Genomic DNA, 20,826 nt, shown 5'->3' on the forward strand with positions numbered 1-20,826 from the left:
CAAGATCTTGATAGAGGAACAGGTAGAGCAACGGGTCCCGCCGCAGAATATTGAGGCGGAGCAAGCCGTCCTCGGCGCGATCTTGATCGAGGCGGATGCACTGACCACGGTCAGCGAACTGTTGCAGACGGAAGACTTTTACCGCAAGACGCATCAGATGATTTTTGAAGCGATCTTGAAAACGGCAAACAACGGCGATCCGGTCGACTTGGTCACGGTGACGGCCGCGTTGCAAAATGAAGGGCAGATCGATGATGTGGGCGGGGTCGCGTACCTCGCTCATCTTGCGAACGCTGTCCCGACGGCTGCCAACGTCGAGTATTACGCGACGCTGGTGCGGGAAAAATCGGTCCTGCGCCGACTGATCAACACGGCGACCAAGATCGCGTCTACCGGCTATGAGACGGGCGTGGACGTCGAGGACATGCTCGGCGACGCGGAGAAGCGGATCTTGGAGATCTCGCAGCAGGGCGCGCTTGGCAAGGGCTTTACCCCGATCAAGGACGTGCTGCTCGGGACGTTTGAGCGGATCGAGTTTTTGTTTAACAACAAAGGCAACGTCACCGGCATTCCGTCCGGCTATCCGGACTTGGATAAAATGACGAACGGATTTAACCGCTCCGACCTGATCATCCTCGCGGCCCGTCCGGCCGTTGGCAAGACGGCGTTTGCGTTGAACATCGCACAGAACATCGCGGTCCGTGCGCGGGAGACCGTCGCGATCTTTTCGCTTGAGATGGGTGCCGAGCAGTTGGTGCAACGGATGCTCTGTGCGGAGGCAAACATCGATGCAGGGAAGATGCGGAGCGGTTTTCTCGACGAGGATGACTGGCCGAAGTTGACGATGGCGGTCGGTACGCTTTCTGAAGCGCCGATCTATATCGATGACACGCCGGGCATCACCGTGCAGGATATCCGTGCGAAGTGCCGCCGTCTGAAGGCGGAGCACGGGATCGGCTTGATCATGATCGACTATCTGCAACTGATTCAAGGACGCGGCAAAGGGGACAACCGACAGCAGGAGGTCTCCGAGATCTCGCGTACGCTGAAGTTGATCGCCCGTGAATTGAACGTGCCGGTCATCGCATTGTCGCAGCTGTCTCGTTCTGTTGAGTCGCGTCAGGACAAGCGACCGATGATGTCCGACCTTCGTGAGTCCGGCTCCATCGAGCAGGACGCCGATATCGTTTCGTTCCTGTACCGTGACGACTACTACAACCCGGAGTCGGAGCGCAAAAACATCGTCGAATTTATCATCGCGAAACAGCGTTCCGGTCCGACGGGCACCGTAGAGCTCGTCTTTCTGAAAAACTTCAACAAATTCGTCTCCTTGGAGAGAGCGCCCGGAGCTTAAGGATCATGAGTGAAGACCTGAAAGACACCGCCTGGGAACTCGGCATGGAACTGCCCAGCCGAAAACTGACCCACGGCAAGAAAAAGAAACAAAAAGATAAACCACAAGCAAAAAAGATCCAAATCGAAGCATCACCGACCACAACCGAACGCGTCCAACAACCGGACGTGACTGCGAGATCAAAAGAACTCGCTCAACAACCTGAAGCGACTGCGAGATCAACCGAACTCGCTCAACAACCGGACGTGACTGCGAGATCAAAAGAACTCGCTCAACAACCGGACGTGACTGCGAGATCAACGGAACTCACTCAGCAAACGGACTTGACTGCGAGATCAATAGAACTCACTCAGCAAACGGACTTGACTGCGAGATCATTTGAACTCGCTAAGCAGCCGGAAGCATCTTTGAGATCAACCGAACGCGTGCAGCAGTCTGATCTGGCCCCTTCTGAGGCATTGGGGTTGCGTGCCGTTCCGGCGGGGGCGGAGGTGCCTGTGGTCTCTTTGCCTGTGTCTGAGGCGAGCACCGAGGAACCGGACACGGTCGTCGAAGAAGACGAAGCCCGCCCTTTTTACAGCCGTTGGCAGTGGGCGTTGCTGATGTTCTTCACCCCGGCGGTGATCCTGCTCACGCTGGCCTACGGACGGCTCGGCTACGTCCATGATGTGCCGGACCACGTGCGCTCGGAGGTGCCTGCCTACCAACAGGGCGAGGCCTTCCTCGTGCTCAAACCGTGGTGGTTCGGCCCGCCGATCTTCACCCTCGATGACTACAAAGTTCCGTCGTCCGACTATCCCTTGTCCCGGGCCGACTATTTTGCCCGCTACAAGATCGAACTGGGCGACTACGCCCGCATCGTCGACGGCCCGCGCGTCCTCTGGACGTTCCGGCAGGATCTGCTCAACTAAACGGATATACAAAAAAGCACCCTCGACAAGGGTGCTTTTTCGATGTCTGCTCTTGCAACCGCTTACTCTTTCGCAGCGGCCGCTTCCTGCTCAAACGAGCCGACCGCGACATGTTTATGCGCATCCGGCGTCAGATCTTCATCCACAAAATCAACCGGACGTTGAGTCGCTTTGTTGACCGTGATGTTGATCAGGTCCGGACGCGAATAGTGACCGGCCGTATCACAGATCATTTTCGCAAACGAGATCAGCTGCAGGTTGATGTCTTGGTAGAAGATACCCGCCTCATGCTCATCCGGCACTTGCATCAACGGAATCCCGTTCGGTGCAAACACCTGCGCATACCCGCCGCCCGTATGGAACAGCTGATGGTCGCGCTCGGTCACGTTGACGATATCGACGACCTCTTGCGTGATGACCGTCGCCGCATTGACGACGAAAGACTGGGTGCGGATCGCGTACGACTGCGCCATCGCAGCGTTCGCTTGCAGACCCAGCGAGAAATCCAACTCCAGGCAGAACGACGGCCATGCCGCAAAGTGAACCTGCTCGCCTTGCGCGCAGAACGCACCGTCCAGACCCGGCATCGTGTGCTCCCAGCAGAGATGTCCGCCGAGGACGCCCACGTTGTCCGTTTTGACGACCGTCAGGCACGCGCCGTCGCCTTGACCCCAGACCATGCGCTCAGCGCCGGTCGGCTTGATCTTGCGTCGTACGAGCGGGATGCGCCCTTTGTCGTCGATAAACAGCAGGGAATTATACAGCGTGCCCCCGTCTTTTTCATTGATGCCCATCACGACGTGAATGTTGTTGTCTCGAGCTGCCCGGCACAATTTCTGCGTTTCCCGGCTCTTGATCGTCAAGCTGTTCTCCACCAGGCGCGCCGTCAGCGGCATCGAGTCCGGCACCGCACGGAGCCAGACCCAGAAGGGGTAACCCGGCAACCAAGACTCGCCGAAATAGACCACTTTCGCACCATTTTTGGCTGCGTCTGCAATCAGTTCGCAGGCCTTTTCCAGAGAGGCTTGAAGATCAAGGTAAACAGGGGGGGCAGTGACGATTGCTATGCGATACGGGGCCGTTGCCATGTGTACTCCTCCTCAAAAAACCATGTTCAAATTAGCAGTATTGAAACGAACCTATAAACAGAATTATCTCATATAAACACTCTTGGGTAAATATGCCCAAATAGTTATTTTGCCAGCATTTCAAGTAACATTCATTCTCTCCGCAAATACGCTTTCCTCCCGGCATTTCAATTTTAGGGGTAAGACCAAAGTCATTTCGCAGATCAAAAAGCGAACATAAAACTCATATTTTAAACCCAATGTTCGGTTTTTTATTGACAGGAAGCGGAAAACTTGCTACACTTCTTTTGCTTGGCTAACCTTGCCTACGGGCGGGTATGTTAACAGTTGGAGGTGTTGCTGCATGGCAACGGTAGTCGTCGTCGGCACCCAATGGGGCGACGAAGGAAAAGGTAAAATTACCGACTTTCTGGCAGAAAAAGCTGGCGTAGTGGCTCGTTATCAAGGCGGGAACAACGCTGGGCATACGATCTGGATCAAAGGTATCGAATATAAATTGCATCTGATTCCGTCCGGTATTTTCTATCCGGAGAAAATCTGCGTCGTCGGCAACGGCATGGTCGTCAACCCGGCTGCGCTGGTGAAAGAGCTGGAGTACCTGAAAGACAAGGGTGTCTCCACCGAAGGGCTTCGCATCTCCGACCGCGCGCACCTCGTGCTGCCGTATCACCTCAAGCTCGACGAGCTCGAAGAGGAGAGCAAAGGCGATGCGAAGATCGGCACCACCAAAAAGGGCATCGGCCCGGCGTACATGGACAAGGCTGCCCGCATCGGCATCCGCATGATCGACCTGATCGACGAGGAAGAGTTTGCTGCGGCACTCAAGCGCAACCTCGCGCTGAAAAACGATCTGCTCGTCAAACTGTACGGCGCAGAACCGTTTGACTTTGACGCGATCCTCACCGAGTACATGGGCTACGCAGAGACTCTGCGCCCGTACATCACCGACACCTCGGTCGTGCTCAACGACGAGATCGACCGCGGCACCGACATCCTCTTCGAAGGCGCACAAGCTTCGATGCTGGACATCGACCAAGGCACCTACCCGTACGTCACCTCCTCCAACCCGGCGGCAGGCGGCGTCACCATCGGCGCCGGCGTCGGCCCGACCAAGATCGACAAGGTCGTCGGCGTTGTCAAAGCGTACAGCACCCGCGTCGGCGACGGTCCGTTCCCGACCGAGCTGCTCGACGAGACCGGCGACTTCATCCGTGAAGCGGGCCGCGAGTACGGCACCACCACGGGTCGTCCGCGCCGTTGCGGCTGGTTTGACGCGCTGGTCGTCCGCCACGCGCGCCGCGTATCGGGTCTGAGCGGCATGGCGCTGACCCGCCTCGACATCCTCACCGGGATGCCGGAGCTGAAAGTCTGCGTCGCCTACACCCTGAACGGCGAGACGGTGCGTGAGTTCCCGACCTCGCTCAAGGCGTTGGCACAATGCCAGCCGGTCTACGAAACGCTGCCGGGCTGGACCGAAGACATCTCCGGCGTCCGCAACTTCGACGAACTCCCGGAAAACGCCAAAGCGTACATCCGCAAAATCGAAGAGGTCACCAACGTACCGCTGGCGATCCTCTCCGTCGGCCCGGGCCGTGAGCAAACCATCCCGGTCGTCGAACTGTACGAGAGCAAGTAATCGCAAACAACACATCAAAAAGCCCGCTGTCCTCACGACAGCGGGCTTTTTCTGATGAAGGTCTTTCTTTACGTCTAATGATGCCCCCCGCACTTCTCGATCACTTTCAGGGCGCGTTCGACCTCGTTTTTCCCTACGATGGCGACCAGTTGGAAGTTGCGTCCCGTCACCATCTGCATGTCGCCGTCGCTCATCCCGGACACCACCGGGCTCGCCCCGAGCAGGATACCGGAGCCGCGCGAAGAGAGATCGTTCTCGCCGCCGACGATCGTCGCGTGCGAGGAGATCTCACCTGTGATCGGGTTGGAGATCACATCGTTGCCGTCGCCGGTGCCGGTGACCGAGTTGAACTGATCGATCTTCAGATTCTCTTGGGAGAGATTCATCGACTCTTTCAATTCCTTCGCCGCCTTCTCCGCATCGGACGCCGACTTGAAATAGGCGAGGATCGCCTGCTCATTTTGCCCCACCGCTTGGGTGCTCGCTTCTTTGTTGTTCAACTGCAAGATCCCTCCTTTTCCTGTGACTTAGTGTGTCTCGCAGGAGAGTGCGTGATACAATAACGAGTAAAGGAGTGATGACCATGACCTACGAACAGAAGATCCTCGTCGTCGACGACGAGCTTCCGATTGCTGATATATTGAAATTTTCGCTCGAAAAAGAAGGCTACCACGTCGTGCTCGCCCACGACGGCGAAGAAGCGGTGGACAAAGCGACCGCCGAAAAGCCCGACCTGATCCTGCTCGACATCATGCTCCCCAAAAAAGACGGCTACGCAGTCTGCCGCGAGATCCGCACCTTCTCGCAGACGCCGATCATCATGCTCACCGCCCGCGACACCGAGATCGACAAAGTGCTCGGCCTTGAGATCGGCGCGGACGACTACGTGACCAAGCCGTTCTCCACCCGCGAGCTGCTGGCCCGCGTCAAAGCCAACCTGCGCCGCCAAGTGCCGGAGCAAAAAGGCGAGCAAAAGCCCAAATACACCGTCGGCCAACTGGTCGTCGACACCGCTACCTACGAAGTCACCAAGCGGGACAAAACGCTCGACCTCACCCACCGCGAGTTTGAACTGCTCGTCTACCTGATCAAACATCGCGGCACCGTGCTCACCCGCGAGCAACTGCTCCAGGAAGTGTGGGGTTACGACTATTTTGGCGACGTTCGCACCGTCGACGTCACGATCCGCCGCCTGCGCGAGAAGATCGAGGACGACCCGAGCTCGCCGGAGTACATCATGACCCGACGCGGCGTCGGCTACACCTTGAAGAGGTAGCGGACGTTGCTGAAAAGTATTCAGTGGAAACTCGTCATGCTCTACCTGCTCGTCATCCTCGTCGCGATGCAGGTGATCGGTTTTTATTTTATTCAGAAGGTCAACGCCCACTTCCTCAATTCCTTCCAAGAAAAGATCACCGGCCAAGTGCAGGTGCTCACCGACGTCCTGCCGCCGTACCTCGCGCAGACGGGGGAGAAGAAAGACCAGCAAGGCGATCTGACCTACCTCGCCGAATCGTTTGCCAACGTCGCCGGTGCGGAGATCAACATCGTCAACGCCAACTCCGTGCTCGTCGCCACCTCGGGCAACATGGCGTTCCTGCACCAAAAGTCGGTGCAGTCGGAAGTCACCCGGGCCCTGCTCGGCGCGACCGTCGAGACGATCAAGGAAGACCCGAAGAGCGGACAGCGATATCTCTACCTCGCCTTGCCGGTCAAGCAGGGCAACCAGACGCTCGGGGTGGTCTATTGCAGCGCCACGCTGTCGTCCGTCTACCAGACGATCCGCGACATCACCGTGATCTTTTACACGGGCACCGCGCTCGCTCTGCTCCTCACCGCCGTGCTGATCATCTTCCTCTCGCGCACGATCACCAACCCCATCGTCGAGATCACCAAAAAAGCGGCGGCGATGGCCCGCGGTGATTTTGATCAGGAAGTCGAAGTACGGGGGGACGACGAGATCGGGCAGCTCGCCGTGATGTTCAACACGCTGCGGCACCGCCTCCGTCATGCCCTCACCGAAAACGAGCAGGAAAAAGAAAAGATCGAAGCGATCCTCCAGACGATGTCGGACGGCGTGATCGCCGTCGACGCCGCGCACCGCATCCTGCTCGTCAACCCGGCGGCGGCCAAGCTGCTCGGCACCGACGAGACCGAGGGGCTGCTGGATCGTCCCATCGAGACGATGATGATCCTCCAGGACGACGACGAAAGCCTGTCGCTCGTCGCCTCCACGCACGAATTTACGCTGGAGAGCTCGTCGGGTCGCATCCTGCACGCCTACTCGACGCCGTTTCGCGGTGACACCGAAGAGGAGCGGGGTGCGGTCATCGTCCTGCGCGACATCACCGATCAGGAGCGGGAGGACCGGGCGAGACGGGACTTTGTCGCCAACGTCTCCCACGAGATCCGCACGCCGCTGACGACCGTCAAAAGCTACATCGAAGCGTTGGAAGACGGCGCCATCGAGTCGCCCGACCATGCCAAGCGGTTTCTCTCCGTCATCTCCGGCGAGACCGACCGCATGGTGCGCCTCGTCACCGACCTGCTCCAACTGTCGCGCCTCGATGCCCAGCGCGAGTCGTGGGCGATCGCCCCGCATTCCTTGCGAGACCTCGTGCAAAAAGCGTCGTTCCGATTTACCATGCAGTTGCAACGGCAAAAAGTCGCCCTGTCCTTCGAGGTGCCGAACAACCTCGTCGTCAACGTCGACCCGGACAAACTGGATCAGGTCTTTGACAACCTGATCTCCAACGCGATCAAATACACCCCGGAAGACGGCCGCATCTCGATCACCGCCGCCCGCGTCTCCGGCAAACACGTGCTCGTCCAGATCACCGACACCGGCGTCGGCATCCCCAAATCGGATCTGCCGCAAATCTTTGACCGATTTTACCGCGTCGACAAAGCCCGCTCCCGACAGGCGGGCGGCACAGGACTTGGGCTGTCAATCGCCCGCGGCATCATTGAAAAACACGGCGGTCAGATCCGCATCGACAGCGAAGAAGGGCAGGGCACAGCCGTCTCCTTCACCTTGCCTGTCGCGACAGGAGGTGCGTAACCGATGCGGGAGAAATTGAAATCCGGTCTGCTCACCCTCCTCGTCCTGCTGTCCCTGACCTTGTCGCTCGGCATCTGGCGCACGACGCCGCAGTTCGAGGCGATCGACGGCCCGCAGTACCTCAGCAATGGCGTCACCGACCCGATCTACCAGCGCACCTTGCAGAGCGTGCTGCACCCGCGTCTGTTGGTCGTCCATTTCGGGGAGCAGCGACACACCGTATTATTTCCCGGGGAAAATGCGTATCAGGACGGCGTCGATCTGCTGCGCGACGCCTCCTTCTTCGACATCCGCATCACCACCGACTACGGCGAAGAAGAGTGGGCCGACATCGTGGGCAGAGGCCCGAGCCTCCAATACGAATTTGACGTCGCCATGTCGGCACCGACCATCGAACAGTCGAAGTTGATCAACTTCACGTCCAACCTCGACCCGTCGATGCAGGCGAAAACGATCTACCTGTTCCGCGCCCCGGAGGACAACGACTGGCGTGCCCTCTTCCACGGCGGGCCGGACAACCGCATGTACATATCCCGCGTCGTCCTGCCGAACGACCGGCCGAGCAAGCTGTTTGCCGATGTACAGGGAGGCGTGTTGTACGACCTGTTCGGGCAGAGCTTGCATAAAAATTTCTACCTGCCTGCCCAGCGGCGTCCGGTCGCGCTGTACACGGCGGAGATCAACGAAGCGCCGAATACCAAGCGGCTGATCGACACCTTCTTTGCCGACAGATCGCTGACCCGCCGCGTGCTCGAACGGGACGGCTCCCAGATCGTCACCGACGGCTCCCGCTCCGTGCGCGTCGGCAAAGCGGACGGTGAGATCATCTACCGCAACATCGCCGCCAACCGTCGCACCGCCCGTCAGGACGGCGACTCCGGCGTCGTGCAGGCGCTGAACTTTGCCAATGAACACGGCGGATTTTCCTCCACCGTCATACTTGCTCATGAACTGCGCAGCTTCCCGTTGAACAACGGCATCGAGGGACGTGTGTTCGATTTCCGTCAGCACATCACCGGCATCCCGGTGATCAGCGACATCTCGACGATCTACGTGCGCATCGTCGATCAGGAAGTCGGCGGCATGAAGCGCTCCCAGTCCACACTCGGCAAACCGTATCGCACCCGCGACGCGGATGTGCTGTCCGGACGCGAGCTGATCGAGCGGGCGACGGCGGACGGCGTGCTGATCGACCGCAACCGCATCACCGACGTCTACCTCGCCTATCTGGCCCGCAACGCGCGCGGAGAGCTCGTCGACCTCTACCCGGTCTACGTCATCGAACAGGCCGGCGAGCGGCGCAGCGCCGTCTTTGACGCGGTCACCGGAGAACAACTGCTGATCGAGGAGGGGAACCTGCGTGGATTGGAGTAAAGCCAAAACCTATCTGATCGTCGCCTTTCTCCTCCTCGACATCCTGCTCGGCTGGCAATACTACGCCGCCCAGCAGCAAGAGGCAGGCTACGTCCAGTCGTTTTCCACCCAACTGCAAGAGCTGCGCAGCCTGCTCGCCGAACGCCGGATCACCCTGCAGGCCGACATCCCTCGCGAGACGCCGGGCATGCGCTTCCTGCAGGTCTCCTCGCCGTCGCAGCCCGTGCCGGTCATCGTGCAGGAGACGCAGCGTCGGCCGCAGCTCGTCGAGGACGACAAAAGCAAAGGCACCGTCGTCTACCGCACCGCCGACGGCGACTTTCAGACCACGGCGGACGGATTTTTCCGCGTCCGCTATCTGCCGCCGGTCAAACTGGACGGGGGAGGCCCGGCCAAGGCCAGCGACAAGATCCTGCAAAAGATCGGGAACACCGTCTGGCGCAGCAGCCTCTACAGCGAAGACCTGATCCTCTCGGACGACGGTCTGCACCGCTTTTACCAGCACCACCAGAAACGACCGGTGTTCTCCGCTTCCCTCGAAGTGGAACTTCAAAATTCGGAGATCATCGGCTATAATCAAAAGGCGCTGGAGATCGGCGGCGAAGACGACATCGAACGCCGCGTCCTGTCAGCGGTGAGCGCCATGCGCTCGATGGTCGAGACCCTCGACCCGAAGACATTCCCCGCTGAAGGGGACGTCATCCGCGACATTCGCCTCGGCTACTACAGCCCCAACTATGACGATGCCGACGTGTGGTATCTCGCGCCCGTCTGGCGCATCGTCACCGACCGTACGGTCTACTATGTCAACGCCTTCACCGGTTCGGTGGAGAACGGGGACACGCAATAGAAGGAGGAACCGCGTTGATTCGCTTTAGCGTACTTTGCAGCGGGAGCACGGGCAACGCGATCTATGTGGAGTCGGAAGAAGCCAAAGTCCTGATCGACGCCGGAGTCAGCGGCAAACAGATCGCCGCCGCGATGGAAGAGATCGGCGTGACGGCAGACGGACTCGACGCGTTGCTCGTCACCCATGAGCACTCCGACCACGTCAAAGGGGTCGGCGTCATGGCCCGCAAATACAAAAACCTCCCCGTCTACGCCACCGCAGGCACCTGGGCGGGCATGGAAAAATACGTCGGCGACATCGCCGTGGAGCAACAACACACCTTTGCCATCCAGGACTCGCTGTCCTTTGGCGACCTGAAGATCGAACCGTTCCCGATCTCCCACGACGCGAGAGAGCCGGTCGGATTCAACTTCTTTCAAAATGAGACCAAACTCACCCTCGCCACCGACCTCGGCTACGTCAGCGACCGCGTCAAAACGGCGATCCAAGGCGCAGACGCCTATATCTTTGAGTCGAACCACGACGTCGAGATGCTCCGTGTCGGTCCGCACCCGTGGACCGTCAAAAAGCGCATCCTCGGCGACAAAGGCCACCTGTCCAATGAGATGGCAGGGGACGCGCTGACCGAAGTGCTCAGCGGCGATTCCAAAGACGTCTACCTCGCGCATCTCTCCCCGGACAACAACATGCCGGAGATCGCCGAGATCACCGTGCGCGGCATCCTGATGCAAAACGGATTTGACGTCGGTCGGGAAGTCGTCCTCCACGACACCTACCGGGACAAGCCAACGCCCTTGAAAGCGATCAAAAGAGTCTAAGTGCATACGAAATAAAAAAAGGGCCCATCTCAGATTCCGTGCGAGATGGGCTTTCAATTTAGAGAAGGGGGAGACAAAAAAAGCAAGCTGGCTTGCAGCTCAGTTGGCATACAGCGAACGATCCGACTCCAGAGAGAGATCCACGTCGAGCTGCCGGGCTTTCTGAATCACCTCTTGGCGGGTGAGCAGCCCCTTTTCCACGAGCAACTCCACCAGCGCCGTGACGACGAGCGTGTTCTTGTAGTCGACTTCCTTCAGATCGGCCAATTGCGCGACCACATCGACCCCGCCCGGCAGTTCCTTCAAACGTTTCATCATGATCCCTCCTGAACCTGTGCGGCGCGTTTCTGTGCCTGCCATGCTTATAGTTTGCTCCTTTTGTGGCAAAATAAACCTGCGGATCGCGAAAAACAATTACTGTGAAGAATTTTCAAACAATTTGCTTGAACGATTTGTGACAGACAGGGCTTCCCAGTTGTGAGGGCTGATTCGTCCTTTGTATAATAGGGATACCAGCACAGATACTCAACATACTCGATATGTTTATCTAAATAGGAGGTCACTGACTATGGGATTCTATGATGATTTTGAAACCAAACCGAAACGCCAAAAGAGCAACATGGCATCTTGGATCGCCGTGGCGGTCGTCTCCGCGCTGATCGGCTCCGGCACGACGGCAGCCCTCGTGCCGACCCTGATCAAGTCCAACGTCATCGAAGTCAACTCCGGCTCCACCGGCGGCGACAACGTCGTCCAGGCAGCGGAACAGATCAACGTCAACGTCCAATCGGGCGTCGTCGAAGCGGTCAACAAGATCAAACCGGCCGTCGTCGGCGTACTCAACCTGCAAAAGACCCAAGACTTCTTTGGCCGCACCAGCGCGGAACAGACGGCGGGCACAGGCTCTGGCGTCATCTATGACAAAGAAGGCTACATCATCACCAACAACCACGTCGTCGAAGGCGCAGACAACGTCGAAGTCGCCATGCCCGACGGCGAGCACGTCAAGGCGAAAGTCATCGGCACCGACCCGCTGACCGACCTCGCCGTCATCAAAGTGGAAGCGGACGATGTCAAAGACATCACCCCGGCTGTGTTTGGCAACTCCGACTCGCTCAACATCGGCGAACCGGCCATCGCCATCGGCAACCCGCTGGGCCTGAAATTTGCCCAATCGGTCACCGTCGGCGTCATCTCCGCCACCAAGCGCGAGATGCCGATCGAAGACCCGCAGACCGGCCAGACCGTCTTTACCGAGACCGTCCTGCAGACCGACGCCGCGATCAACCCGGGCAACTCCGGCGGTGCCCTCGTCAACATCAAGGGCGAGCTCGTCGGCATCAACTCCGCGAAGATCGCCACCACCGGCGTCGAAGGCATCGGCTTTGCGATCCCGATCAACGAAGCACAGCCGATCGTCAAGCAACTCATGGACTCCGGCAAAGTCGAACGCCCGGCCATCGGCATCGGCGGCGTGTCGCTGCAAGGCCTGTCGATGCGCGAACGCCCGGAAGTCCCGGTCGAGGAGGGCATCGTCATCGCAGAGGTGCAGGAGAACGCGAAAAACGCGGGCCTGCAAAAGCTCGACGTCATCACCAAGATCGATGACCAAAAAGTCACCGACCTGATCGACCTGCGCAAAGTCCTGTTCAAGAAAAAGCCGGGCGACAAAGTCACCGTCGAGTTCTACCGCGAGAAAGAAGTGAAAACGGTAGAAGTCACCTTGACCAAACTGAGCGGCGAGTAAGAGGATCTAGAGAAAAGGCGACCCGTCCACCGGGCCGCCTTTTTTTTTATCGTGTGAGCAACTTCTCATTCAACTCCGCCACATTGCTCATTAAGATCGCCCGCGACAGATCGCGCAGCTCCTCCGAGCAGCGAGCGGCTGCGAAGATCTGCGGCTTCATCATCTTCTGCCACACCGGCGGCAACAGATGTTTGTTCCGCACCATCCCGCCCTCCAGATCGTCGGCCACATGCAGCACCACACTGACCCCGGAGCAGATCAGCCGCGTCATGCACATCGGACACGACTCCAGCGACGTATACAGCCGGTAGCCGTCCATCGAAGTGACCCCCGGATGCTTGACTTCGAACCGATCCATCACCACCATCTCGCCATGCGCACCGCTCCGAAACAGCGGCACCCCGTCAGCCCGGCAAAACACCTCGTTAAACCCCTGTTCGACGAGTGAGCCATCTGGACCCACCAACACGCACCCGATCCCGAAATTGCCCTTCTCCACGGCCTCCAGCGCCAACAGCAGGGTCAGCCGCGCCACTTCATCATCCGGATACCGCTCCAGATCCGGCCGATACGACGCCAGCCTCGATTTGATCTCTTCCAACTTCAAATCCCCTTACCTCCTCTGCATAGATTTGTACAAAACCGGGAGAGACTGCTAGTATAGAGACACAACCCAAATGAGGTGGTCTAACACCATGTATGTAGTATGCAAAGAACACGTAGAAATCGCCCTCGACGAATTCGTCGACGAATACGAAGGCCAAGCCCCCGACGTCTACCTGCTGAAGGACGTCTCCTTCACCGCCTGGAACGCACCGGCAACGTGCGACCACTGCGACCAAGAGCCCAAGTATCTGATCGTCTAGGGGAGGAACCGGGATCATGCAAATCAACCTGCTTGCCGTCGGCAAGCTCAAAGAAAAATACTGGAAAGGAGCCGTCGAGGAGTACTCGAAGCGGCTCTCTTCGTATTGTAAAGTGAACGTGGTGGAAGTAGCCGATGAACCGACGCCTGACAATGCGTCTGCGGCGCAGGAAGAACAGATTAAGAAGAAGGAAGCGGAGAAACTGCTGGCGAAGATCGGGGACCGCGACTATGTGATCGCACTGGCGATCCAAGGCAAAAACCTGACGTCAGAGGAATTCGCCGACCATCTGGACAAGATGGCCAGTTCCGGCTACAGCACCTTCACCTTCATCATCGGCGGGTCTCTGGGGTTGCACGAGACGGTGCTGCAGCGCGCCAATCACAAGCTAAGCTTCTCCAAGTTCACGTTTCCGCACCAAATGGTGAGGGTGATCCTGCTGGAGCAGGTGTATCGAGCGTTTCGGATTCAGCGGGGGGAACCTTACCACAAGTAAGAACAAACTTTCCGAGCCCCACGATTTTTTAAACAATTTGAGATCCGGTTGGATTCAAAATCCGGATGGAAATCCAATTCAAATTAACTGCAAGAGAAACAAAATGGATGAGTAGTGGTAGCATGGCCGAGTTTCGGTCTTGTTTTTTTATCAAATAGTGGGAAGATTTGCAAGACATATGATTGCAATTGAAGGAGTTGGACAAGTGAGAGAGACAAGGACAAAGTTGATGCAGGACTTGCAAAGATTGGAGAAGGAGCGTTACCAGCTTCACGAAGGTGAGAGCTTGCAGGATTACGTAACTCCGATGCTGCAATATATCGGCGATCCGCAACCCGAATTGCGGGATGAACTGATCTTTTCGACATTCTATGAATGGATTTGCGTAGAAAACAAGTTTACTGAATTGGAATTGCGCAACCTCCTCACGGTTCTAACTGATGAGCAACATCTGTTTTACGGGATCGGCAACGCGGGTGATCAGACCGTATTTACAAGGACGTTCTCTGTCTTGCCTATCGCCTTGCTTGTATGGCGTCACAGGCAGCAGCCATTTTTGGATCGCGCTGATTTCCAGCACCTGAAGCATTCGCTGCTCCGTTATTACAAGGAGGAGAAGGACCTGCGCGGCTATCTGCCCGAAGGCGGTTGGGCTCACGGAGCAGCCCATGGTGCGGACGCATTGTTGGAATTGGTGCAGTGCCCGGAGAGCGATGCCGCGGTGCAACTTGAGGTTCTTGTAGCAATTCAAGGGATGTTGCATAACGGGGCATTCATTTTCAGCGAGGAAGAAGATGAGCGGATCGCTAGCATCGTGGATGCCATGATCGACCAGGAACTGCTTCCTCAGCAGGAAATCGCGGACTGGATAAGCGGTTTGGCACAATGCGCCGACTGGCCGAGAAGCCGTGTTCAGGTGATTGCCCGGGTGAACAGCAAAAACCTTCTGCGAAGCCTCTATTTCAGAAGGGCGCAGGAGTGCCGCGCAAATGCTCTTGCTGCCGCCATTCTTGCCGCCGAAGCGAAAGTGAACAAGTTTGTGGCAAGCAAGGTATGATTGCATTCAAATGATTGTGTTCATCGCACATATAAGTAAGCACAAGCTAGCCTCAGCCTGTTGTTCTTCATGTGTTAGAATAATGATGCAAGGGTGTCGGCTCAAATGGTATTCATGGGAAATAGATCGCGAGCGCCAACTCAAAGGGCGATCTATTTCTTTTTGTCTTGATTGTCAATCATATGTTTCATGATCGTCACGACCAATGTTAAAGCTGCTACGAGGAACAACCCGAACTGGAGCATGAGCGAGATGATTTCATGTGTCGATATTCTTTCATCCCCATTCATCAGGGTTCTCGTTTCTCCTCTAGAACCATGTGACTCTTTTGAATTGATCGGTTGTTGCGCGATCTGATATTATTAATTTGCTGTCCCGATAGACGCTTGCAATCACATTTTAAAAGTCTGAATAATCAAACGACGCGCGCACACAATGACGAGGAGTGGAGTTATGAAATTATTGCTTACATCTGCAGGCATCAATAACCAAAGCATTCATGACGCGTTGGTTGACATGCTGGACAAACCGATTGCCGAGTGTAGCGCCCTCGGCATATCCACTGCGTCGTACGCAATACCCGGTGGTGCAGCCAGGGCATTTGAGTTCTTCAGTGGACAAGCCGGCGCACCGATGTGTGAGCTGGGCTGGAAGTCCCTGGGGGTGCTGGAGCTCACGGCGCTGCCCAGCATTGATAAAGAGCTTTGGGTTCCGATGGTCAAGGAGACTGAGGTTTTACTCGTGAATGGCGGTGACCCGTTGTATCTGTGTTACTGGATGCAGCAGTCCGGACTGGCAGACCTCTTGCCGTCGCTGCGTTCCGTCTACGTGGGAATGAGTGCTGGGAGCATGGTGATGGCACCTAACATCGGGGAATACTTCGTTGGCTGGACTCCACCCACCGGTGGTGATAAAACGCTGGGTCTGGTCGATTTTGCAATGTTCCCGCATCTGGATCACGAGATGCTGCCGTATAACACGATGACCGCTGCAGAGAGATGGGCCGCCGGGATGCAGGGACCGGCGTATGCAGTTGATGATCAAACCGCCATCAAAGTGATCGATGGAGCGGTCGAAGTTGTATCCGAAGGGCATTGGAAACTGTTTACGTCTTGATCTTACTATGCTGCTAGCTTCTTGTGTGCAATCTCGAATGCACCGAGTACTTCAGATCAATGTTGAGGTATTCATAGGGATTCCGTTCAAGTACCAATGGCGGAGAAAACAGGTACATCGAGGTTTTCTAAAAATATTTTGCCATAGAAGAACCGAGAAGGAGCGTTCGTTCTTAAGATTGATATAAAAACTTTACTGGTTGGCGCTGTCAAAGGTGGAGATGATCGAACACATCAGGTTCCCCACACCCCCAATTAGCACGAGACTCTCCGAGCGCCCTTGAGGAAAACCGTATCATCGCGAAATGAGAAATAGGCAATCGAGAGGAGACCTCCCCCACATCTACATCTTGTTGGCGAGGTCTTCTTGTGTTTGTGCTTTCTTGCGTAAGGGTTTCCTTTTCTTTCGGGGTAAAATCTATTCATTCCATCTGCCACGAGCTATAATTTTCAGTATGGATAAAACGAGGGGAGAACATCATGCCGCAAAACATATTGCTGATCGAGGACGATACGCAAATCGTCGAAATGTTGCAAAATTATCTAGTCAAAGAAGGCTACGACGTCTCGGCGGCGTTTAACGGACTGGACGGAATCTCCCTATTTCGGCAAAGCGCTTTCGATATCGTCATTGTCGATCTTATGATGCCGAAGTTGGACGGTATCGAAGTGATGAAGTTGATCCGAGAAAACAGTTCCGTGCCGATCCTCATCATGTCGGCGAAGGACAGCGACATCGACAAGGCGATCGGGCTCGGATTTGGTGCCGACGATTACATTGCGAAACCGTTTTCCCTCATTGAAATGTCTGCCCGGATCAAAGCGGCGATTCGCCGCGCCACGACGTATTCGAATGCCGGATCGGCAGCAGATCAGGTGCCTTCGGCGGCCAAGGTGCTGACGTTTGATGCGCTGCGCATCGATTTGGACAATTTTTCAGCGCGGAAAAACGATGTCGATCTGAGGCTGACGGCCAAAGAATTCGAAATCCTGAAGCTGTTCGCTACGAACCCGCATCGCGTGTTCACGAAGGCGCAGTTGTACAGTCTCATATGGAACGATGAATATTACGGCGACGAGAACGTCATTAACGTCCATATTCGCCGGTTGCGTGAAAAAATTGAAGATTTGCCGTCCAAGCCCCGGTATATCAAGACGTTGTGGGGTATCGGCTACAAGTGGGAAGGACAATGACATGGTGATCGCTCTCGCTGTGCTCGTCTTAATTTTGCTTGTCGTGATTGCGTTCCAATACCGTGCAAATCGAGCAAGAAGCTCCAATCTGGAGCAAATTCATAACAAATTACACGAAATTATCGTGGAGGGCACCAGCGAGAAGTTACTCGTTTTTACGGAAGATCGCGCCTTGATACCAGTCTTGATTGAAATCAATCATTTGCTGGAGCACAATCAGCAAAGGGCAGCGAATTATCTGAAGATGGAGCAATCGATGCGGAAAATGATCTCAAATATTTCGCACGATTTAAAGACGCCGCTTACCGTCGTGCTTGGGTATCTCGAAACGATCAATCTAGACCCGGATATGAACGTGGAGGAAAGAATGGTTCTGTTGTCCAAGGTGTACACCAAGGCAAACGAGGTGCTGGAGCTGATCCGTCAGTTTTTTGATTTGGCGAGACTCGAATCGGGGGACAGGCCGATTCCGCTATCCCGGATTCACATGAACGATATCTGCGGGAAAAATATGCTGGCCTTCTACGACACGCTGACGGGCAAAGGTTTCGACGTCGCCATCGAGATCCCGGATAAGCCGCTGCTTGCGTGGGGGAACGAGGAAGCGCTGGACCGCGTCCTGAGCAATTTGATTGCAAATGCAATTCAGCATGGCGGGGAGGGAATGGCGGTCGGATTCACATTGCGTTGCGATGACGAGTTTGTGTACATGGATGTATGGGACAGAGGCAAGGGGATCGACGAACTTCATCAGGACCGGGTGTTCGAGCGGATGTACACGCTGGAGGACTCCCGCAACAAATCGTATCAGGGCAGTGGTCTCGGGCTGACGATTACGAAAAGGCTGGTTGAAGCGCAAGAGGGGACAATCAACATCCATAGCAAGCCTTACGAAAAAACGGTGTTTACAGTCAAGCTAAAACGAGTTGCCTTCACAGCTTAAGGAATTTGTAAGAATCGGGTAAGAAAAAAGCAAAGTTCGATGCTTACAATAAAACTTGTAACGAACGAAGGAGGCATCGAACGATGACGCATATCGTAAGAACGAAGCAGCTGACTCGGGCATACCGGGGCAAGGAAGTTGTTTCGAACGTAAATCTAAACATCAAACAGGGTGAAATATACGGCATGCTGGGTCCGAATGGAGCAGGCAAAACAACGGTCATGAAAATGATCACCAACTTGGTGAAGCCGACGGCTGGTGAAATCGAAATTTTTGGCGAACGGTTGACCGATACGTCGTTCCAACTGCTGGCGCGGATGGGCACGATCATCGAAAGACCGATTTTTTACGAAAAGTTGACGGCCCGTGAAAATTTGGAGTTGCACTGCGAATATATGGGCTACCATAACAAAAAGTCGATTGATGAGGCGTTTGAGCTGGTGAACTTAAAAGGGATCGAAAAGAAAGCGGTCAAGGAGTTTTCACTTGGGATGAAGCAACGGCTTGGCATCGCGCGGGCGATCACGACGAAACCGGAGCTGCTGATTCTCGATGAGCCGATTAATGGTCTCGATCCGATAGGCATCAAGGAGCTTCGCGATCTGTTCAAAATGCTATGCAAGCATTATGGGATCACGATTCTCATTTCGAGCCATATTCTTGGGGAAGTCGAGCTGATCGCAGACACGATCGCAGTCATGAACGATGGCAAACTGCTGCAGGAGGTTTCGATGGACCATGTCGCCAAGCAAACGGCGGAATATATCGAAATCACAACGAACGAAAGCAGTAAAGCTGCTTTTGTGCTTGAAAAACACTTGCATATCTCCAATGTTCGCATTACCGACGAAGGCCAAATCCGCATCTACGATTGCCCCATTCCGCAAAGCGAGCTGATGAAGGTTTTGGTGCTGCAAGATGTCGCGATCGAAGCGGTACATAAGAAAAAAGGGTCGCTTGAGGATTACTTCCTGTCCATCTTGAACGGAGGTGGCATCGTTGCTTAAGCTCATAAAGCTCGAAATGCGAAAGTTTCGCATCATGTCTTATATTCGGGCGGCGATGATCGCCAACGTCGTGATATTAGGTTTAATCTGCTTTATCAGCCTGAACACGGAAGCAAAGGACGAGATGCTTTTTTCGAGCTACGACATGGTGTTCTCCATCATTGATACTCTTGTTCGGGGTACGTATATCGTGTTCGCTTCGGTGCTCATTTCGCGACTTGTCATTGACGAGTTCCGCGAAAGATCGATCACGGTGCTGTTTATGTACCCGATCCCTCGAAAAAAGCTCATCGCGGCCAAGCTGCTCGTCGTCGTCCTGTTTACGCTGGTTGCGGACCTTGCGGCAAATCTGTTTGTCGGCTTTGGTTTTGCTGTATTAAATCTGTTCACGTCCGTGATTCCAGAGTCGTTGACGTGGTCGGTTGCAGCCAAATCACTGTTGACGGTCGTCATGAGCGCGCTGGCGACCAGCTTCCTAAGCCTGATTCCGTTGTACTTTGGCATGCGCAAACATTCCGGCGCGGCCACCATCGTGTCGTCGCTGATTGTCGTGGCGCTCGTCTGCCAGAACGTCGATGGATTCACCTTGTATTCTGTCATTGCGGTGCCGATTGGCCTGGCGCTTCTTGGCGCGGTCGTCGCGTATCTGTCGATCCGTAACATTGAGCATGTCGACTGCTAAAGTAGTGGAACAGGAGGAGAAGATCAGAATGATGAATCGAGTCGTAAAATGGGTATTGTTGCTTTGCGTTGTTTCGTTGGTCGTGAATGGACTGTTGTATTGGGGAACGGGAAATAGGGAAGTTCTCATCAACATATATGGTGCCCTCGGATTGGGCGTCCTGTCCGCAATCGGGTACCTGTTTGCGAGGAAGATGCGGTAAACGATAGATGAAGTATCGGGAGATAGTGAAACGAGGGCGGTCTCAACAAGGTTCATATGAATCTGGGGACAGCCCTCGTCGAATGAGCGGGACCTCGAGTGTGCAGTTTTCGGAAGTCATGGGTCAGCATTCATCGAATACCCTCAGTGTCGCCCCTACTGGGCTCGCACGAAGGGCAAGTTTGTGCCTGCTGCCGTTGAGGTGAGCCTTATCATAAATGAGTGTGAAATGAAGGGGCAGACCTCACCACTTTTGCCATCCTGGATGAGGTCTTTTTCTGTTTGGGGTCTTGCATAGGAGTTCTATATGGCGGTTGATCTTCTAAAACCATGTGACTCTTTTGAATTGATCGGTTGTTGCGCGATCTGATATTATTAATTTGCTGTCCCGATGTACTATAGAAAGTCAGAATATTAAAATTACGA

Annotated in this window: 22 protein-coding genes; 17 read left to right on the forward strand and 5 right to left on the reverse strand. The window is 55.5% G+C overall.

The features are described 5' to 3' along the window. Window positions 1–10: 10 nt before the first annotated feature. Window positions 11–1,354, forward strand: a complete 1,344-nt coding sequence (gene dnaB, locus OS242_RS17875; RefSeq protein WP_267153140.1) for a replicative DNA helicase — start codon at window positions 11–13, stop codon at window positions 1,352–1,354. 5 nt (window positions 1,355–1,359) lie between these two features. Next, window positions 1,360–2,265, forward strand: coding sequence for a hypothetical protein (locus OS242_RS17880; RefSeq protein WP_267153067.1), 906 nt, complete (start codon window positions 1,360–1,362; stop codon window positions 2,263–2,265). Between the two features lie 62 nt (window positions 2,266–2,327). On the opposite strand, the gene OS242_RS17885 is transcribed toward OS242_RS17880, so the two are convergent. After that, window positions 2,328–3,353, reverse strand: coding sequence for a carbon-nitrogen hydrolase family protein (locus OS242_RS17885; protein ID WP_267153068.1), 1,026 nt, complete (start codon window positions 3,351–3,353; stop codon window positions 2,328–2,330). Window positions 3,354–3,696: 343 nt separating this feature from the next. Between OS242_RS17885 and OS242_RS17890 the strand changes: the two genes are divergently transcribed. Beyond that, on the forward strand, window positions 3,697–4,989 hold the full coding sequence (locus OS242_RS17890; protein ID WP_267153069.1) for an adenylosuccinate synthase: 1,293 nt from the start codon (window positions 3,697–3,699) through the stop codon (window positions 4,987–4,989). A gap of 74 nt (window positions 4,990–5,063) precedes the next feature. Here OS242_RS17890 and OS242_RS17895 read toward each other — a convergent pair whose 3' ends face one another. Next, window positions 5,064–5,489, reverse strand: a complete 426-nt coding sequence (locus OS242_RS17895) for a hypothetical protein (RefSeq protein WP_267153070.1) — start codon at window positions 5,487–5,489, stop codon at window positions 5,064–5,066. An 83-nt stretch (window positions 5,490–5,572) separates the two neighbouring features. Between OS242_RS17895 and yycF the strand changes: the two genes are divergently transcribed. The 5 genes from yycF to OS242_RS17920 are packed head-to-tail and all read left to right on the forward strand — an operon-like array spanning window position 5,573 to window position 11,092. After that, window positions 5,573–6,265, forward strand: coding sequence for a response regulator YycF (gene yycF / locus OS242_RS17900; protein ID WP_267153071.1), 693 nt, complete (start codon window positions 5,573–5,575; stop codon window positions 6,263–6,265). Window positions 6,266–6,271: 6 nt separating this feature from the next. After that, complete coding sequence (locus tag OS242_RS17905) at window positions 6,272–8,050, forward strand: ATP-binding protein (protein ID WP_267153072.1); 1,779 nt, start codon at window positions 6,272–6,274, stop codon at window positions 8,048–8,050. 3 nt (window positions 8,051–8,053) lie between these two features. Further along, window positions 8,054–9,424, forward strand: a complete 1,371-nt coding sequence (gene yycH / locus OS242_RS17910; RefSeq protein WP_267153073.1) for a two-component system activity regulator YycH — start codon at window positions 8,054–8,056, stop codon at window positions 9,422–9,424. Then, window positions 9,411–10,274, forward strand: coding sequence for a two-component system regulatory protein YycI (gene yycI, locus OS242_RS17915; RefSeq protein ID WP_267153074.1), 864 nt, complete (start codon window positions 9,411–9,413; stop codon window positions 10,272–10,274). Before yycH ends, yycI begins: the two co-directional genes overlap by 14 nt. 17 nt (window positions 10,275–10,291) lie before the next feature. Then, window positions 10,292–11,092: an MBL fold metallo-hydrolase gene (locus OS242_RS17920; RefSeq protein ID WP_267153141.1), complete on the forward strand. Its 801-nt coding sequence runs from the start codon at window positions 10,292–10,294 to the stop codon at window positions 11,090–11,092. Window positions 11,093–11,191: 99 nt separating this feature from the next. On the opposite strand, the gene OS242_RS17925 is transcribed toward OS242_RS17920, so the two are convergent. Next, complete coding sequence (locus tag OS242_RS17925) at window positions 11,192–11,407, reverse strand: hypothetical protein (protein ID WP_267153075.1); 216 nt, start codon at window positions 11,405–11,407, stop codon at window positions 11,192–11,194. A gap of 253 nt (window positions 11,408–11,660) precedes the next feature. Between OS242_RS17925 and OS242_RS17930 the strand changes: the two genes are divergently transcribed. Beyond that, entirely contained in the window at window positions 11,661–12,839 is a 1,179-nt protein-coding gene (locus OS242_RS17930) for a S1C family serine protease (RefSeq protein WP_267153076.1), read from the forward strand. 46 nt (window positions 12,840–12,885) lie between these two features. Here the strand turns inward: OS242_RS17930 and OS242_RS17935 are convergent, their stop codons facing one another. Then, entirely contained in the window at window positions 12,886–13,446 is a 561-nt protein-coding gene (locus tag OS242_RS17935; RefSeq protein WP_267153077.1) for a nucleoside deaminase, read from the reverse strand. A gap of 88 nt (window positions 13,447–13,534) precedes the next feature. On the opposite strand from OS242_RS17935, the gene OS242_RS17940 reads away from it, so the two are divergent. The 3 genes from OS242_RS17940 (at window position 13,535) to OS242_RS17950 (ending at window position 15,258) form a co-directional block, all read left to right on the forward strand. Then, entirely contained in the window at window positions 13,535–13,705 is a 171-nt protein-coding gene (locus OS242_RS17940; RefSeq protein ID WP_267153078.1) for a CxxH/CxxC protein, read from the forward strand. A gap of 16 nt (window positions 13,706–13,721) precedes the next feature. After that, window positions 13,722–14,201, forward strand: a complete 480-nt coding sequence (rlmH, locus tag OS242_RS17945; RefSeq protein WP_267153079.1) for a 23S rRNA (pseudouridine(1915)-N(3))-methyltransferase RlmH — start codon at window positions 13,722–13,724, stop codon at window positions 14,199–14,201. A gap of 205 nt (window positions 14,202–14,406) precedes the next feature. Beyond that, complete coding sequence (locus OS242_RS17950) at window positions 14,407–15,258, forward strand: DUF2785 domain-containing protein (protein WP_267153080.1); 852 nt, start codon at window positions 14,407–14,409, stop codon at window positions 15,256–15,258. Window positions 15,259–15,410: 152 nt separating this feature from the next. Here the strand turns inward: OS242_RS17950 and OS242_RS21410 are convergent, their stop codons facing one another. After that, entirely contained in the window at window positions 15,411–15,548 is a 138-nt protein-coding gene (locus OS242_RS21410; RefSeq protein WP_407702127.1) for a putative holin-like toxin, read from the reverse strand. 163 nt (window positions 15,549–15,711) lie between these two features. On the opposite strand from OS242_RS21410, the gene OS242_RS17955 reads away from it, so the two are divergent. The 5 genes from OS242_RS17955 to OS242_RS17975 all read left to right on the forward strand — a co-directional run bounded on the left by OS242_RS17955 (window position 15,712) and on the right by OS242_RS17975 (window position 20,199). Continuing rightward, window positions 15,712–16,374 carry a Type 1 glutamine amidotransferase-like domain-containing protein gene (locus tag OS242_RS17955; RefSeq protein ID WP_267153081.1) on the forward strand — a complete coding sequence of 221 codons (663 nt, stop codon included), beginning with the start codon at window positions 15,712–15,714 and terminating at the stop codon, window positions 16,372–16,374. A 479-nt stretch (window positions 16,375–16,853) separates the two neighbouring features. Further along, window positions 16,854–17,567 carry a response regulator transcription factor gene (locus tag OS242_RS17960; RefSeq protein WP_323372975.1) on the forward strand — a complete coding sequence of 238 codons (714 nt, stop codon included), beginning with the start codon at window positions 16,854–16,856 and terminating at the stop codon, window positions 17,565–17,567. Window position 17,568: 1 nt separating this feature from the next. Further along, window positions 17,569–18,510 (forward strand): sensor histidine kinase, encoded by a 942-nt coding sequence (locus OS242_RS17965; RefSeq protein WP_267153082.1) that lies wholly within the window; start codon window positions 17,569–17,571, stop codon window positions 18,508–18,510. An 83-nt stretch (window positions 18,511–18,593) separates the two neighbouring features. After that, window positions 18,594–19,517 (forward strand): ABC transporter ATP-binding protein, encoded by a 924-nt coding sequence (locus tag OS242_RS17970; protein ID WP_267153083.1) that lies wholly within the window; start codon window positions 18,594–18,596, stop codon window positions 19,515–19,517. Next, complete coding sequence (locus OS242_RS17975) at window positions 19,510–20,199, forward strand: ABC transporter permease (RefSeq protein WP_267153084.1); 690 nt, start codon at window positions 19,510–19,512, stop codon at window positions 20,197–20,199. The genes OS242_RS17970 and OS242_RS17975 overlap by 8 nt, the downstream gene beginning before the upstream one ends. Window positions 20,200–20,826: the final 627 nt, after the last annotated feature.

The sequence above is a fragment of the Tumebacillus lacus genome, assembly GCF_026410385.1.
Lineage (GTDB): Bacteria > Bacillota > Bacilli > Tumebacillales > Tumebacillaceae > Tumebacillus > Tumebacillus lacus.